Origin of the sequence: Aeromonas sp. MR19, assembly GCF_963899305.1 — a bacterium.
Classification (GTDB): Bacteria; Pseudomonadota; Gammaproteobacteria; order Enterobacterales; family Aeromonadaceae; genus Aeromonas; species Aeromonas bestiarum.
Window position 1 is genome coordinate 77,624 of record NZ_CAWQWZ010000043.1, and the last position, 13,606, is coordinate 91,229.

The window sequence follows — 13,606 nt, forward strand, 5'->3', positions numbered from 1 at the left end:
ACTTCGAGGTAGCAAAGACATGTGTGGTATTGTCGGTATAGTTGGCACCACCCCCGTCAATCAGGCCCTCTACGACGCCTTGACGGTGTTGCAGCACAGGGGACAGGATGCCGCCGGGATCGTGACCATAGAGAGTGGAAACTTCCGGCAACGCAAGGCCAACGGCCTGGTGAAGGACGTGTTTGAAGTGCGCCACATGCAGCGTCTGCAAGGGAACATCGGCATAGGTCATGTCAGATATCCCACCGCAGGCAGCTCAAGTGCCGCTGAAGCCCAACCTTTTTACGTGAACTCCCCCTACGGCATGGTGCTGGCCCACAACGGCAACCTCACCAACGCCAAGGAGCTCAAGGAGCAGCAGTTCAAGGTGGCCCGTCGCCACATCAACACCACCTCGGATTCCGAAGTGCTGCTGAACGTGCTGGCCCACGAACTGGATCTGTGCGACAAGATGGCGCTGCGGCCGGAAGACATCTTCTCGGCGGTGCGCAAGGTGCACCAGCAGATCCGCGGTGCCTATGCCGTGGTCTCGCTGGTGATAGGTCACGGTCTCATCGGCTTTCGCGATCCCAACGGCATTCGCCCGCTGATCCTGGGTCGTCGGGCCGATGAGCAGGGCCAGGTGGAGTACATGCTCGCCTCCGAGAGCGTGGCGCTGGACGCCATAGGTTTCGAGACGGTGCGTGACGTCGCCCCCGGTGAAGCCATCTACATCACAGAGCAGGGCCAGCTCTTCTCCGAGCAGTGTGCGGAAAACCCGCAGATGAGCTCCTGCATCTTCGAATACGTCTACTTCGCCCGTCCCGATTCGTGCATCGACAAGGTTTCCGTCTACGCCGCCCGCCTCAACATGGGTCGCAAGCTGGGCCGGAAGATTGCGCGTGAGTGGGAAGATCTCGACGTGGATGTGGTCATCCCCATCCCGGAGACCTCCTGCGACGTGGCGCTGGAGATAGCCCACACCCTGGACCTGCCGTACCGTCAGGGCTTCGTGAAGAACCGCTACATAGGCCGTACCTTCATCATGCCGGGCCAGACTCAGCGCAAGAAGTCGGTGCGTCGCAAGCTCAATGCCATCAGCTCCGAATTCAAGGGCAAGAAGGTGTTGCTGGTGGATGACTCCATAGTGCGCGGCACCACCTCGGAGCAGATCATCCAGATGGCCCGTGAGGCAGGGGCGGCCAAGGTCTACTTCGCCTCGGCGGCACCGGAGATCCGCTTCCCCAACGTCTACGGCATCGACATGCCCACCGCCAACGAGCTGATCGCCCACGGTCGGGAAGTGGAAGAGGTGTGCAAGCTGATCGGTGCCGATGGCCTGATTTTCCAGGATCTGGAAGATCTGGAAGAGGCGGTGCGGGAGATCAACCCCGAGCTGCGTCACTTCGAGACTTCGGTGTTCAACGGTCACTACGTCACCTCGGACGTGGATCAATCCTATCTGGATCACCTCAACGCCCTGCGCAGCGACGACAACAAGGCGGTGCGTGAGTGGCAGGAAGGCACCAGCAATCTGGAAATTTTTAACGAAGGCAGTTAAACGTTTTCGCTTGATATGACAGATATGAGATGGGGGCCCCGGCCCCCATTGTCGTGTCCGGGCGGCGGGGTAGGGCTGTTATCTGCTTTAAAAATAATCACTTATACCGCCGGGTGTGGGCAGCGGCGGCGGGATCCGCTAGCATGGGCAGCCGCGCGCCCATCGCGCCGCCGTATCAACCAGAACAGACGAGAATTCAGATGGATGACCTGCTAGCCCCCGTGCGCCAGTTTTTGCAGTGTGAGACCCCGGATGCCTGGGTGGAGATGGCGCGGGATCCCGCCTGGTTGCCGACCCTGCTCATCGATCACGCCAACTGCGAGAACAAGGCCGCCCTCACCGCCCACAGCCTGGTGCGGCGCTACTGCCTGCCCAAGGGCAAGCGCCATCTGTTGCCCAAGCTGGAGTTTTATCGGGAGCTGGATGCCATCCCGGAGAAGGCGGAGATCCTGGGCAAGCGCAGCATGGGGGAGTCCGATCGCACCGTGTTCGAGGAACTGGCCCGCAATCCGCTGCTGTTTCCCATGGTGCGGCTCATCCAGGAGGAGCTGCACCACTTCGAGCAGGTACTGGAACTGATGGCCGTGCGCGGCATTCCCTATGGCCCCGTGACCGCCTCCCGCTATGCGCGCAACCTGATGCAGCATGTACGCACCCACGAGCCGGCCACCATCGTCGACAAGCTGATCATCGGTGCCTACATAGAGGCGCGCTCCTGCGAGCGCTTTGCCAGGCTGGCGCCTCATCTGGACGAGGAGCTGGGTCGCTTCTATGTCTCCCTGCTGCGCTCGGAGGCGCGCCACTACCAGGACTATCTGGCGCTGGCCGAGCAATACGCGGGGGAGGATATCAGCGAGCGGGTGGCTTATTTTGGCAAACTCGAAGCCGAGCTTATCCGCTCGCCGGATCCGCAGTTCAGATTCCATAGCGGGCTGCCTGTCAGATCTGACAGTTGTTGACGCAAGAGGCTCTGCCTACCATGGCCATGTTCCTACTACGAGCGACGCATTCACTTTTGAGCGCAATTCCCGGCCCCTGAGCCGGGATTTTTTTACGCTTTTTCCAGCAGAGGACGAAGAGGGTTGGCCGGGGCCGGGGTCGGCACCGGCCCGGGGATCAGCGGCGGTATTCGTTGTTGTAGTTCTGGATCAGACGGCGAGTCACCTCGTGCTGGGGATCGGCAAACACCTTGAGGGTCTTGCCACGTTCCACCACCCGTCCTTCGTGCATTACCAGCACCTCGTCGCTGATGTGGCTCACCACTCCCAGATCGTTGGCCACCAGCACATAGCTCAGCCCCATGGTCTCCTGCATCTCCAGCAGCAGGTTGATGATCTGGGAGCGCACCGAGATGTCCAGGGTGGAGAGTGCCTCGTCGGCTACCACTATCTTGGGGTTGAGAATGAGCGCCCGTGCCAGCGCCACCCGTTGCTGCTGACCGGCGGAGAGCATCTGCGGATAGAAGAGGGCGTGATCCGGCAGCATGCCCACCATGCGCAGAGTCTGTACCACCTTGTCGTGACGCTCCTCGTCGCTCATCTCGGTGTTGAGCCGCAGCGGCGTCTCCAGGATCTGGCCGACCCGGATCTTGCGATTGAGCGAGGAGTTGGGGTCCTGGAAGATCATCCGCAGCAGCTTGCAGCGGGTCTGATAGTCGCCGTGGATCAGGGTCTGGCCCTCGATGGCGATATCGCCACCGCTCGGCTCTATCATGCCCGCCAGGATCCGCGCCAGCGTGCTCTTGCCTGAGCCGGCCTCGCCGACGATGGCCAGGGTCTGGCCGACTTCGAGGTCAAACGAGAGCGGCTTGATGGCTTCGACCGCCTGACGCCGAAACAGGCCGGTGCGGTTCTGGTAGGTCTTGCACAGGCCCCTGACCTGCAGCAGGGAGGGTTCGATCACTGTCCTGGCTCCTTGGTGGCAGAGCATGCGGCCACGGGCTGATAACGTCTTGGATTCATTTCTTCGGCTCTTCCATGTTCAGCGGGAAGTGGCAGCTGAACTGGTGACCCTTGACCTTGCTCATCAGTGGCGTCTGTACGCACTGCTTCTGGGCATAGGGGCAGCGGGGGCCGAGCCGGCAACCTATGGGCAGGTGCTGCAGCGGCGGTATCACCCCGGGCAGGGTCTCGAGCCGCGACTTGTGGCGCACCAGCTTGTCAAAATCGGGAATGGACTTGAGCAGGGCATCGGTATAGGGGTGATGGGGCGAGGTCAGGATCTGCTCCCGGGTGCCCACCTCCACCATCTGGCCGCAGTACATCACGTTGATGGTGTCGGTCAGGTTGGCGATGGCCGCTATGTCGTTGCTGATGATGAGGATGGTGGTGTTGCCCAGCTTGTTCATCTTGTCCAGCAGCCGCAGGATCTGGGAGTGGGTGGTGGACTCCATGGCGCTGGTGGGTTCATCGGCGACCAGCAGACGCGGCTTGTTGGCAATGGCCATGGCGATCATCACCTTCTGGCACATGCCGTCCGACAGCTCGTGGGGATAGGCGCGCATCACCTTGCGGTGATCCTTGACGCCGACCCTGTGCAGCAGGGCGATGGCCTTCTTCTTGCGCCACTGGAAGCGCTGCCAGAACTGGCCCTCGAACGAATCGGTCGGGATCGCCTCTTCCAGCTGGGTACCTATCTCTTCGGAAGGGTCCAGACAGCTGATGGGGTCCTGGAAGATCATGGCGATCTCGCGACCCATGATCCGGCGTCGCTCCTTGGGGGCCATGGTCAGCAGATCCATGTCGTTGAAGCGCATCCGGTCGGCACGCACCGTCCAGTTGTCCTTCTGGATGCCGACGATCACCTTGGCCACCAGGCTCTTGCCAGAGCCCGACTCACCCACCAGGCCGCGGATCTCCCCCTCGGTCAGGGTCAGGCTTACCCTGTCCACCGCCTTGACCTTGCCCTGGGGCGTGTCGATCTCGATGGTGAGGTTGCGAATATCGAGCAAGGGCATCAGTTGCGCTCCTCATGAGGGTGTGGCACGGCGTGCTGCATCGGGGATATGCCGTCCTTGATGGTATAGAGCAACAAGATCATCAATCGTTCCCCTCTTTGAGTGCTTCGCGAATGCCTTCACCCACTAAATTGGTGACCAGCACGCTGAACAGTATGGCCATGCCTGGCAGGGTCACTGTCCAGGGGGCGAGATAGATGAGATCGCTCGAATCGGCCAGCATGGCGCCCCATTCCGGCTGGGGTGACTGGGCGCCGAGGCCGAGAAAACCCACCGCCGAGATATCTAGAATGGCCGCCGACAGGGTACGGGTGGTCTGGGCGACCAGGGTTTCCACTATGTTTGGCAAAATGGCCAGACGCATGATCCGCAGCGGTGGCGAACCGTCGAGGCGGCTGGCGATGATGTACTCCTTCTGCATCTCGGTATGGACCGCGTTGTAGGTCGCCCGGATGAAGGGAGGGATCAGCGCCAGCGTGATGGCGATCAGGGTATTGAACAGGCCAGGTCCCAGGATGGCGACCATGATGATGGCCAGCAACAGGGAGGGGATGGAGAGCAGGGTATCGAGCAGGTGGTGCAGTACGCTCGATTTCAGCCCCTTGCTCATGCCGCCCAGGATGCCGATGGCGGTGCCGGCCACCATGGCGATCATCACCACCAGCAGGGCATTGCCGAAGGTGAGCCGTGCCCCCGCCACCAGACGGGAGAGGATGTCGCGGCCCAGATCGTCGGTGCCGAGGAAGTAGTCGATATTGCCGCTGTTGGCCCAGGAGGGGGCCAGCAGCAGACGGCCGCTGTGTTGCTCGTCGATGCCGTAGGGCACCACCAGGGGGCCGAACAGGGTGATGAGCAGCAGGATCACGAAGCACCAGAGTCCGCCCATGGCCAGCGGATTGCGGCGATAGGAGGCCCAGGTCTGCTCCAGCGGGGAGAGGATCTTGAGCTCGGGGTAGAGGTTATTCTTGTCTTGCATAGGATTCCTGGCTCCAGGTCATGCCATGAGCACGTTCAGTCTTGTTTTGCATAGAGTTCTTTGCGCCGCGCCGGATAGATGAGGGTGGTGAGCAGCTCGGTGCTGACGCTGATGAAGATGACGAAGCCGGCGACCACCAGGGTGGCCCCCCGGATGGCGGCGTAGTCCTGCAGGGCAATGCTGTTGATGAGCCAGCGGCCGATCCCGTGCCACTCGAACACCACCTCGGTGATCATGGCGGAGGTGAGCACGCTGCCCAGCTGCAGGCCGAGCAGCGGCAATACCGGCGGCAGGGCGTTCTTGAGACCATGGCGCCAGACGATCTGGCGGCGGGAGAGGCCACGGCTCGCCGCGGCCTTGATGTAGTTCTGCTTCATCACGTCGATCAGCGAACTGCGCACGTGACGGATCACCTCTGTGGTGGGCACCACAGCCAGCACCAGGGAGGGCAGGATCAGGTGGCGCAGGGCATCGTGCAGCGCCGCCTGGCGCCATGGCTCGTGGCTCATCAGCACGTCGAACACGGCTATGCCGGTGATGGAGGGCACGTCATAGAGCAGGCTGATCTGGCCAGAGGCGGGCAGCCAGCCCAGATCCAGCGAGAAGAACATCACCACCAGCAGCGCCAGCCAGAAGACGGGCACCGCATAACCGATGAGGCCGGCGGTCATGATGGAGAGATCCAGCGGCTTGCCCTGATAGAGCGCCGCCAGGGTGCCGAGCGGAATGCCCACCAGCAGCGAGATGGCAAAGGCGGCCATGCAGAGGATCAGGGTGGCCGGGAAGTAGTGGCGGATCTCCTCCAGCACCGGCAGGCCCGAGACGCTGGAGAGCCCCAGATCCCCATCCAGAATGCGGCGCAGGAAATCGGGATAGCCGCTCCAGAAGCTGGCCTGCTGACCGATGAGACGAAAGTCCAGCAGGTAGGCGACGAAGGTCAGCGCCAGCAGGGTAATGAGCAGCAGGTTGATGCGACGCAGTATGTAGAGAAACATGCTTACTCCCTGTGGGCTTGGTTGAAGACGGTGCCGCCAAAGGGCATCAGGGAGAGCCCCTGAATGTCGCTGCGACTGACCTGGGTGCGCAGGGCATGGGCCAGCGGGATGAGCGGCACCTGCTCGTTGAGCAGGCTCTGGGCGTAGTAATAGTTACGCAGCCGGAACGCCAGCTGGGGCGTGGTGACCGCATCGTCCAGCAGCTGATCAAAGGCCGGGCTGCACCAGCGACTGTAGTTGTTGCCCCGCTCGACGGCGGCGCAGCTCAGCAGCTGGCGAAAGAAGTTGTCCGGATCTGCGTTGTCGGCAATCCAGCCAGAGAGCAGGCTGTCATATTGGCCCTGAGCGAGGCGGGCCTCGATGACGGGCCACTCCTGTTGCACTATGTTCAGCTTGATGCCTATCCTGGCCAGATCGTTTCGCATCAGCTGGGCTGTCTTGAGGGCGTCCGGGTTGTAGGGGCGTGAGCCAGGTTGTACCAGCACCTGCATCTCGAACCCCTGCTCGAACCCCGCCTCCTTGAGCAGCTGGCGCGCCCGCTTCAGATCAGGCTGGCGCATCGGCAGGGAGGGATTGTAGCCCCAGGAGAGGGGCGGCAGCAGGCTGTTGGCGGCCTGGCCCGTCTCGAAATAGACCGCCTGCAGCAGGTTGTCTATGTTGATGGCGCTGGCGATGGCCTGACGCACCTGTACCTTGTTGAACGGCGGCTTGCGGGTGTTGAGGGCCAGGAAGGCAACGTTCATGCCGGACTGCACCGACAGGCTGAGATCCGGGTCCGTGTCGATCACCGACAGCTGGCTGGCGGACGGGGTGCTCATCACGTCGCACTCGCCGGTCAGCAGCTTGGCGAGCCGCTTGGAAGACTTGGGGGTGATGTCGTAGATGAGCTGCTCTATCTTGGCCTCGCCGCCCCAGTAACCCGGGTGGCGCAAGTAGCGCACGTACTCGTTGTGGCGATACTCCTTGAAGCTGAACGGCCCCGTGCCGATGGGGCGGCTGTCGAGCAGGGCCGGGGTGCCGGCTTTTTGCAGCTGGCCGGCGTATTCGGCGGAGAGCACTATGGCGTAGTCGCTGGCCAGGGTGGCGAGGAAGGAGGCATCCGGCCGGTTCAGCTCGAACACCACCTGCTCGGGCCCCTTCTTATAGACCCGCTTGATCAGCTGATCCAGCCCCAGGCTGTAGAAATAGGGATACTCGCCGCCGGAGACGTCGTGATAGGGGTGTTGCTTGTCCAGCAGGCGCTGCCAGGTGAACAGCACGTCATCGGCGTTGAAGGTGCGCGAGGGGTTGAACCAGGAGGTGTGATGAAAGGTCACGCCCTTGCGCAGGGTCAGGGTGTAGAAGAGGCCATCCTCGCTCAGGGTCCAGCGAGTGGCGAGTCCCCCCTCCAGCGCCAGGGTGTTGGGGTTCACCTCCAGCAGGCGATCGTAGAGCGGGCGCGAGCTGGCATCCAGGGTCACCCCTGAGTTGGACACCTGGGGATTGAAGGTCTGGGGCGAGCCTTCCGCACAATAGATGAGACCCGTCCTGGAAGCGTCGTCCTGTTTCTGACAACCGGTAACCAGCACCAGCAATCCAAGCAGCAAGGGTTTGAACATTCTCATTGTAGAACCATGTTTTTATACGAATGTGCCAGCGTCAAGGCTGGCGAGTTGCGGGAGTCGGTCTGAACCTGGCTGCCCCGGGTATTCATCTGCATCGTTGTCACTGTCCAGCAACCGGTATTGGCGCAGCCTGCCACGAAACGGGCGATAGCTCAGGGCCGGCACCTGAGCCGGCATCGGCCTGAACCTGGCTGCTCCGGGCATTAATCTGCATCGTTGTCACTGTCCAGCAACTGGTATTTGCGCAGCATGCCGCGAAACTGGTGATAGCTCAGGGCCAGCAATTGAGCGGCTTTGCGCTGATTATACTGGGATTGCTGCATGGCTTGCTTGAGTAAATTTATCTCGTACTCCGCCACCGCGTGTTTGAGATCCAGCGGCAGGGCGGGAGGGGCCTGGGTGGTCAGCTGGGTGGGCTCCTCGAGGGTCACGGCCAGACTTGCCCGGGAACGGGGGCGCCAGGGGGAGTCGAACGGATTGAGCACCAGCTCGGACAGCGGCAACTGGGGGTTGCCCTGGCGATAGATGCTGCGCTCCACCACGTTTTTCAGCTCCCGCACGTTGCCGGGCCAGGGGTAATCTTGCAGCAACTGGGTCGCCTTGCGGGAGAAACCGGCAAACAGCGGATAACCCAGCTCCCGGGTCATGCTGTGGGCAAAATGCTCCGCCAGCATCAAGATATCCTCCCGCCGCTCCCGCAAGGGGGGCAGGGTAATGACATCGAAGGCCAGCCTGTCCAGCAGGTCGTGGCGAAAGTCCCCTCTGTCAGCCAGTGCCGGCAGATCCTCGTTGGTGGCGCACACCAGCCGCACATCCACCTTGAGAGCCTTGGCCCCGCCCACCCGCTCAAATTCGCCGTATTCGATGACCCGCAGCAGCTTCTCCTGCACCCGGGCGCTGGTGGTGGCCAGCTCGTCGAGGAAGAGGGTGCCGCCATCGGCGCGCTCGAAGCGGCCCTGATGGCGCTTGGCGGCGCCGGTGAAGGAGCCCGCCTCGTGACCAAACAGCTCTGTCTCCAGCAGGCTCTCGCTCAGGGTGGCGCAGTTGATGGTGACAAAGCTTTGATCCCAGCGCGCCGAGAGATAATGTAGGCGATGGGCGATCAGCTCCTTGCCGGTCCCGCGCTCGCCGATGATCAGCACGGGTTTGCGCAGCGGGGCGAGCCGTGAGGCCTGCTCAATGATCTCGAGAAATGCGTTGGATTCCCCCAACAGGCTTTCCGTGGCCGTGGTCATAGTGATCCCTGTCCGTTGTAAAAGCTGGTCAATCTTACCAAAAGTTGGTGATTCTTATCATCATTTGTGCGGGGCGTCTTGAAACTCGACGCATGAGCCCATATAAATCAACAAGTTAAATTCTGTTCCAGATTGGCACACAAGTTGCCATTGTCAATGGAGAAACAACGCATGCCAACCACAGGAGTTCTATCATGAGTATTTTTTCCCGTCTGGCCGACATCATCAATTCCAACCTGACGGCCCTGCTCGACAAGGCAGAAGATCCCCAGAAGATGGTGCGCCTGATCATCCAGGAGATGGAAGACGAACTGGTGAAGGAGCGCTCCAATCTGGCCCGCTTCCTCGCCAGCCAGAAAGAGATTGGCCGTCAGGTCAACCGCCATCAGGAGCGGGTTGACGAGTGGCAGGGCAAGGCCGAACTGGCGCTGGCCAAGGGTCGTGAAGATCTGGCCCGCGCGGCGCTTATCGAGAAGAAGAAGCAGACCGAGCTGGCCGAGACGCTCTATCGCGAGCAGCAGGCGGTGGACAGCGGCATCGACAAGCTGGGTGACGAAATACGTCAGCTGGAAGCCAAGCTGGAAGATGCCCGTAGCCGTCAAAAGGCGATGGCCATTCGCACCGAAGCGGCCAGCAGCCGCCTCAACGTGCAGAGTCAGGTCGCCCGCGGCGACAGTCAGGCGGTGGTCAGCAAGTTCGAGCGCATGGAGCGTCGCATCGACGAGATGGAGGCCCGCGCTGATCTGGGGCAGTCCGACAAGGCACTGGCCCAGCAGTTTGCCGAGCTGGAAGTCGACGATCAGATAAGCAAAGAGCTCGAGGCCATGCGCCAGAAGCTGGGCCAGGGCGAAGGCAAACAGGGAGAGTAATAGATGGAAGATCTGCTGGGCGTATTGATGGTCCCCATGGTGGTTTTCATGGTGGTGGTGGCCCCCATCTGGCTGGTGCTGCACTACAGAGCCAAGGGGCGGATAGGCGTCGGCCTGGCCGATAGCGAGCGGGAACAGTTGCAAGGGCTGCTGGTGCGGGCCGAGAAGATGCAGGAGCGGGTTGGGGCGCTGGAGTCCATTCTGGACGCGGAAGTGCCGGGCTGGAGGAGCAAGGTATGAGTCCATCGAATCGGGAGGGGCGCAATCTCTATCGCGACCCTCAGCGTGGCAAGATTGCGGGCGTCTGCGCCGGCCTTGCCGACTACTTCGGGGTGGAGACCTGGATAGTGCGGTTGCTGGCCATCAGCGGTCTCATCTTCGCCGGTTTCATTACCTTCACCGCTTATATTGCCGCCTGGTTTCTGCTCGACAAGCGGCCGGTCACTCTCTATGAAAACGAAGAGGGAGAGTTTGCCGAGGTGCGGATGAAGGCGCGCAGCTGGCAGGCAGGTGTCACCCCTCATCAGGCGCTGGGGCGCATCGCACAGGAGCTAGATACCCTGGAGCCGAGATTGCAGCGCATCGAGAAGCTGGTGACCTCCAAGGAGTTCACCCTGCAGCGGGAGTTCAGCAAGCTGTGACCTCTGGCCCGGGCCTCGCCGAATGAGCGAGGCCCCTCTCTTGAACGGGCTCCCAAGACCCGACATGGCGGGCACACCTGAAACCGACGATCGAATTGAGGGATTGAACAAGCCTTGATACGCAACACACTGGAACAAAAGTGGTCGCTCTTGCAGCACAGGGCCACAGACGTGGTGAACCGGGTACGGGATCGTCATCTGCGGCTGGCGGTGACCGGCCTCTCCCGCAGTGGCAAGACCGCCTTTATCACGGCGCTGGTGAACCAGCTGGAACACGCGGCCATCGATGGCCGTTTGCCCTTGTGGGATGCCCTGCGTCAGGGGCGCATTCTCGGCGCCCGTCGGGTGCCCCAGCAAAACGCCCATATTCCCACCTTTGCCTACGAGCGCGGCCTCGACGCCCTGTTCGGCGATCCGCCCGCCTGGCCCGAGCCCACCCGCGGGGTGGCCGAGGTGCGCCTCGAAATTCGCTATCGCACCCGCCATCCCCTGCGCAAGCATCTGGGGGAGCTCTCCACCCTCTACGTGGATCTGGTGGATTACCCGGGGGAGTGGCTGCTGGACTTGCCGCTCTTGGAACTCAGTTACGAGCAGTGGAGCGAGCAGGTGAGCGATCAGTTGCGCCGCCCCGAGCTGCAGGCGCTTGCCGCTGGCTGGCTGGCACCCGAGTGGCAGGCGGATCAGGGCTTCGAGGAGCGGCCGGTCGCACAGCTTGCCGAGCGCTACACCGACTATCTGCACGCCTGCAAGCGAGAGCTGGGGCTGCACCTCATCCAACCTGGTCGCTTCGTGCTGCCGGGGGAGTATGCCGGTGCGCCCCTGCTGCAGTTCGTGCCCTGGGTGTGGGATATGCCCGCCGGCGAGCCCGCCGATGGCACCCTCTACGCCACCCTCAAGCAGCGCTTCGAGCAGTACAAGCAACACCTGGTACAGGGTTTTTATGAGCAGCACTTTGCGGGGTTCGATCGCCAGATAGTGCTGGTGGACTGCCTGCAGCCCCTCAACGCCGGCGCGGCCAGCTTTGGCGACATGCAGCAGGCCATCGCCCGCATCATGGAAAGCTTCGCCTACGGCAAGAGCAACTGGTGGCGCCGGCTCTTCTCGCCGCGTATCGACAAGCTGCTGTTTGTGGCGAGCAAGGCCGATCACGTCACCCCAGAGCAGCACGGCCCCCTGGTCTCTTTGCTCCAGCATCTGGTGCGCAGCGGTCGGGGTCAGGCGCGCTTTGAGGGGATCACCACTGAGTGTCTGGCGCTCGCCGCCATCAAGGCGACCGAGGTGGGCAAGGGGGTGGCCAATGGCCGTGAGTTTCCCGCCATCCGTGGCACCAGTCTCGCCGGCGAGCCGTTGCTGCTCTTCCCGGGGGAGGTGCCGCCTCATATTCCACCGGCCCAGTGGTGGAACAATCAGGGCTTTGATTTCCAAGCGTTTCGCCCCCTGCCCATGAGTGCCCATCAGGCGCTGCCCCATATCCGGCTCGACGCTGCGCTGGAGTTTCTGCTCGGGGATCACCTCGAATAACCCAGGCTGTGCGGCAATGCAGGCAAGGCATGGCTGCACGGCCGCGTGGAGGAGCAAGCAAAAAGATGAACGATCAGAGAAAACCGACGGTGGCCGAACCGGCCCCGCTGCAGGGCAAGGTGATCCTGGAGCCCGCCTTGACTGTGGCCAGCGACGAGCGACCGCCAGCTCCCGCCCAGCGGCTGGAAGAGGCGAGTTTCGAGCGCCTCGACGAGCTGGAGGCATTCACCGAGGTGGAGCCCGCTCTCACCATCAAGCCGCGCCGGCGGCACCGGCTGCTCGGCTGGGGACTGGGGGCGGTTGGCCTGTTGTCGCTGGGCCAGTATGGCGCCTTTCTCTACGACCAGTTGCTCACCACCCCGCTCTGGGGCAGCGCCTGGTTGCTGGCCTCCGGTCTGGTGGCCGTAGGCACGGCAGGTGTGGTGGGGCGCGAGTGGCTGCGGCTGCGCACCCTCAAGCGGCGCCAGGATGTGCGCTCTCGGGCCGACGATCTGCTGGCCCGTCAGGGCGTCGGGCAGGGGCAGGCTTTTTGCGAGGCGCTCGCCGAGAAGAGTGGCGACAAGGGACGGGAGGGGTACAACAACTGGCTGTCCCAGCTCGACGAGAGCCACAGCGATCGGGAAGTGCTGACCCTCTACAGTCAGCTGGTGCTGACCGAGCGGGACAAGCTGGCCCAGGCGCGGGTGGCCAAATGGTCGGGGGAGGCCGCCGTGCTGGTGGCCCTGAGCCCGCTCGCCACCGTCGACATGATGCTGATGCTGTGGCGCAACCTGCGGATGATCGAGGACATCGCCGACGTCTATGCCATCGAGCTCGGCTACTGGAGCCGCATCCGTCTCATTCGGCAGGTGTTTCGCAACATGCTCTATGCCGGGGCCACCGAGCTGGTGACCGAGGTGGGCATGGATCTGCTGGGGGCAGAGTTCGCCGCCAAGCTCTCCGCCCGCGCCGCGCAAGGGGTGGGGGCTGGGCTGCTCACTGCGCGTCTTGGCCTGCGCACCATGGAGGCGTGCCGCCCGCTGCCCTGGTGCGCGGACGAGAAGCCCAGGCTCGGCGAGCTGCGCAAGCGGCTCATCGGCCAGCTGGCTGGCTATCTCAACAAGGGGTGACGAGCCTCGATTGTGGTTGTCACAAATTATTTACAATTGTCAAAAACAGCCGACCCCGGGGTCGGCTGCTTTTTTAGGGGACAAACCGTTACAGTGATCCCATCAGTCAAACGTGAGTCGCCGCTGCTTGGGTTACCGGGCGGGCAGACAGGATGGAACC

The 13,606-nt window shown here is 62.5% G+C and carries 13 protein-coding genes; 7 read left to right on the plus strand and 6 right to left on the minus strand.

The features are described 5' to 3' along the window. The first annotated feature begins 19 nt into the window (after positions 1-19). On the plus strand, positions 20-1,540 hold the full coding sequence (purF, locus tag AACQ95_RS16275; RefSeq protein ID WP_042869861.1) for an amidophosphoribosyltransferase: 1,521 nt from the start codon (positions 20-22) through the stop codon (positions 1,538-1,540). 200 nt (positions 1,541-1,740) lie between these two features. Beyond that, entirely contained in the window at positions 1,741-2,499 is a 759-nt protein-coding gene (gene miaE, locus AACQ95_RS16280; RefSeq protein ID WP_241279060.1) for a tRNA isopentenyl-2-thiomethyl-A-37 hydroxylase MiaE, read from the plus strand. A 157-nt stretch (positions 2,500-2,656) separates the two neighbouring features. On the opposite strand, the gene AACQ95_RS16285 is transcribed toward miaE, so the two are convergent. The 6 genes from AACQ95_RS16285 to pspF all read right to left on the minus strand — a co-directional run bounded on the left by AACQ95_RS16285 (position 2,657) and on the right by pspF (position 9,306). Further along, a complete protein-coding gene (locus AACQ95_RS16285) occupies positions 2,657-3,442 on the minus strand; it encodes a peptide ABC transporter ATP-binding protein (RefSeq protein WP_043556852.1) in 786 nt (261 codons plus the stop codon). A gap of 55 nt (positions 3,443-3,497) precedes the next feature. Next, positions 3,498-4,496 (minus strand): peptide ABC transporter ATP-binding protein, encoded by a 999-nt coding sequence (locus AACQ95_RS16290; protein WP_043136052.1) that lies wholly within the window; start codon positions 4,494-4,496, stop codon positions 3,498-3,500. Positions 4,497-4,578: 82 nt separating this feature from the next. Next, positions 4,579-5,472: an ABC transporter permease subunit gene (locus tag AACQ95_RS16295; protein WP_043556853.1), complete on the minus strand. Its 894-nt coding sequence runs from the start codon at positions 5,470-5,472 to the stop codon at positions 4,579-4,581. A 35-nt stretch (positions 5,473-5,507) separates the two neighbouring features. After that, positions 5,508-6,467, minus strand: coding sequence for an ABC transporter permease (locus tag AACQ95_RS16300; RefSeq protein WP_043556854.1), 960 nt, complete (start codon positions 6,465-6,467; stop codon positions 5,508-5,510). 2 nt (positions 6,468-6,469) lie between these two features. Beyond that, on the minus strand, positions 6,470-8,065 hold the full coding sequence (sapA, locus tag AACQ95_RS16305; protein WP_172955437.1) for an ABC transporter substrate-binding protein SapA: 1,596 nt from the start codon (positions 8,063-8,065) through the stop codon (positions 6,470-6,472). A 209-nt stretch (positions 8,066-8,274) separates the two neighbouring features. Then, positions 8,275-9,306 (minus strand): phage shock protein operon transcriptional activator, encoded by a 1,032-nt coding sequence (pspF, locus tag AACQ95_RS16310; RefSeq protein WP_241279061.1) that lies wholly within the window; start codon positions 9,304-9,306, stop codon positions 8,275-8,277. Between the two features lie 194 nt (positions 9,307-9,500). Here pspF and pspA point away from each other — a divergent pair, with 194 nt between their 5' ends. The 5 genes from pspA to AACQ95_RS16335 all read left to right on the plus strand — a co-directional run bounded on the left by pspA (position 9,501) and on the right by AACQ95_RS16335 (position 13,446). Continuing rightward, positions 9,501-10,175, plus strand: coding sequence for a phage shock protein PspA (pspA, locus tag AACQ95_RS16315; protein ID WP_042872202.1), 675 nt, complete (start codon positions 9,501-9,503; stop codon positions 10,173-10,175). A 3-nt stretch (positions 10,176-10,178) separates the two neighbouring features. Next, positions 10,179-10,415, plus strand: coding sequence for an envelope stress response membrane protein PspB (pspB, locus tag AACQ95_RS16320; RefSeq protein WP_241279062.1), 237 nt, complete (start codon positions 10,179-10,181; stop codon positions 10,413-10,415). Beyond that, positions 10,412-10,816 carry an envelope stress response membrane protein PspC gene (gene pspC, locus AACQ95_RS16325; protein WP_043136068.1) on the plus strand — a complete coding sequence of 135 codons (405 nt, stop codon included), beginning with the start codon at positions 10,412-10,414 and terminating at the stop codon, positions 10,814-10,816. The genes pspB and pspC overlap by 4 nt, the downstream gene beginning before the upstream one ends. A gap of 114 nt (positions 10,817-10,930) precedes the next feature. Beyond that, positions 10,931-12,337 (plus strand): YcjX family protein, encoded by a 1,407-nt coding sequence (locus AACQ95_RS16330; RefSeq protein ID WP_241279063.1) that lies wholly within the window; start codon positions 10,931-10,933, stop codon positions 12,335-12,337. Positions 12,338-12,402: 65 nt separating this feature from the next. Continuing rightward, the gene (locus AACQ95_RS16335; RefSeq protein ID WP_241279064.1) at positions 12,403-13,446 is read left to right on the plus strand and encodes a YcjF family protein; all 1,044 of its coding nucleotides are present in this window, start codon (positions 12,403-12,405) and stop codon (positions 13,444-13,446) included. Positions 13,447-13,606: the final 160 nt, after the last annotated feature.

Coding starts and splice junctions, on each gene's coding strand:
- purF (WP_042869861.1), top strand. CDS start 20: ATGTGTGGTATTGTCGGTATAGTTGGCACCACCCCCGTCAATCAGGCC.
- miaE (WP_241279060.1), top strand. CDS start 1,741: ATGGATGACCTGCTAGCCCCCGTGCGCCAGTTTTTGCAGTGTGAGACC.
- AACQ95_RS16290 (WP_043136052.1), bottom strand. CDS start 4,496: ATGCCCTTGCTCGATATTCGCAACCTCACCATCGAGATCGACACGCCC.
- AACQ95_RS16295 (WP_043556853.1), bottom strand. CDS start 5,472: ATGCAAGACAAGAATAACCTCTACCCCGAGCTCAAGATCCTCTCCCCG.
- AACQ95_RS16300 (WP_043556854.1), bottom strand. CDS start 6,467: ATGTTTCTCTACATACTGCGTCGCATCAACCTGCTGCTCATTACCCTG.
- sapA (WP_172955437.1), bottom strand. CDS start 8,065: ATGTTCAAACCCTTGCTGCTTGGATTGCTGGTGCTGGTTACCGGTTGT.
- pspF (WP_241279061.1), bottom strand. CDS start 9,306: ATGACCACGGCCACGGAAAGCCTGTTGGGGGAATCCAACGCATTTCTC.
- pspA (WP_042872202.1), top strand. CDS start 9,501: ATGAGTATTTTTTCCCGTCTGGCCGACATCATCAATTCCAACCTGACG.
- pspB (WP_241279062.1), top strand. CDS start 10,179: ATGGAAGATCTGCTGGGCGTATTGATGGTCCCCATGGTGGTTTTCATG.
- pspC (WP_043136068.1), top strand. CDS start 10,412: ATGAGTCCATCGAATCGGGAGGGGCGCAATCTCTATCGCGACCCTCAG.
- AACQ95_RS16335 (WP_241279064.1), top strand. CDS start 12,403: ATGAACGATCAGAGAAAACCGACGGTGGCCGAACCGGCCCCGCTGCAG.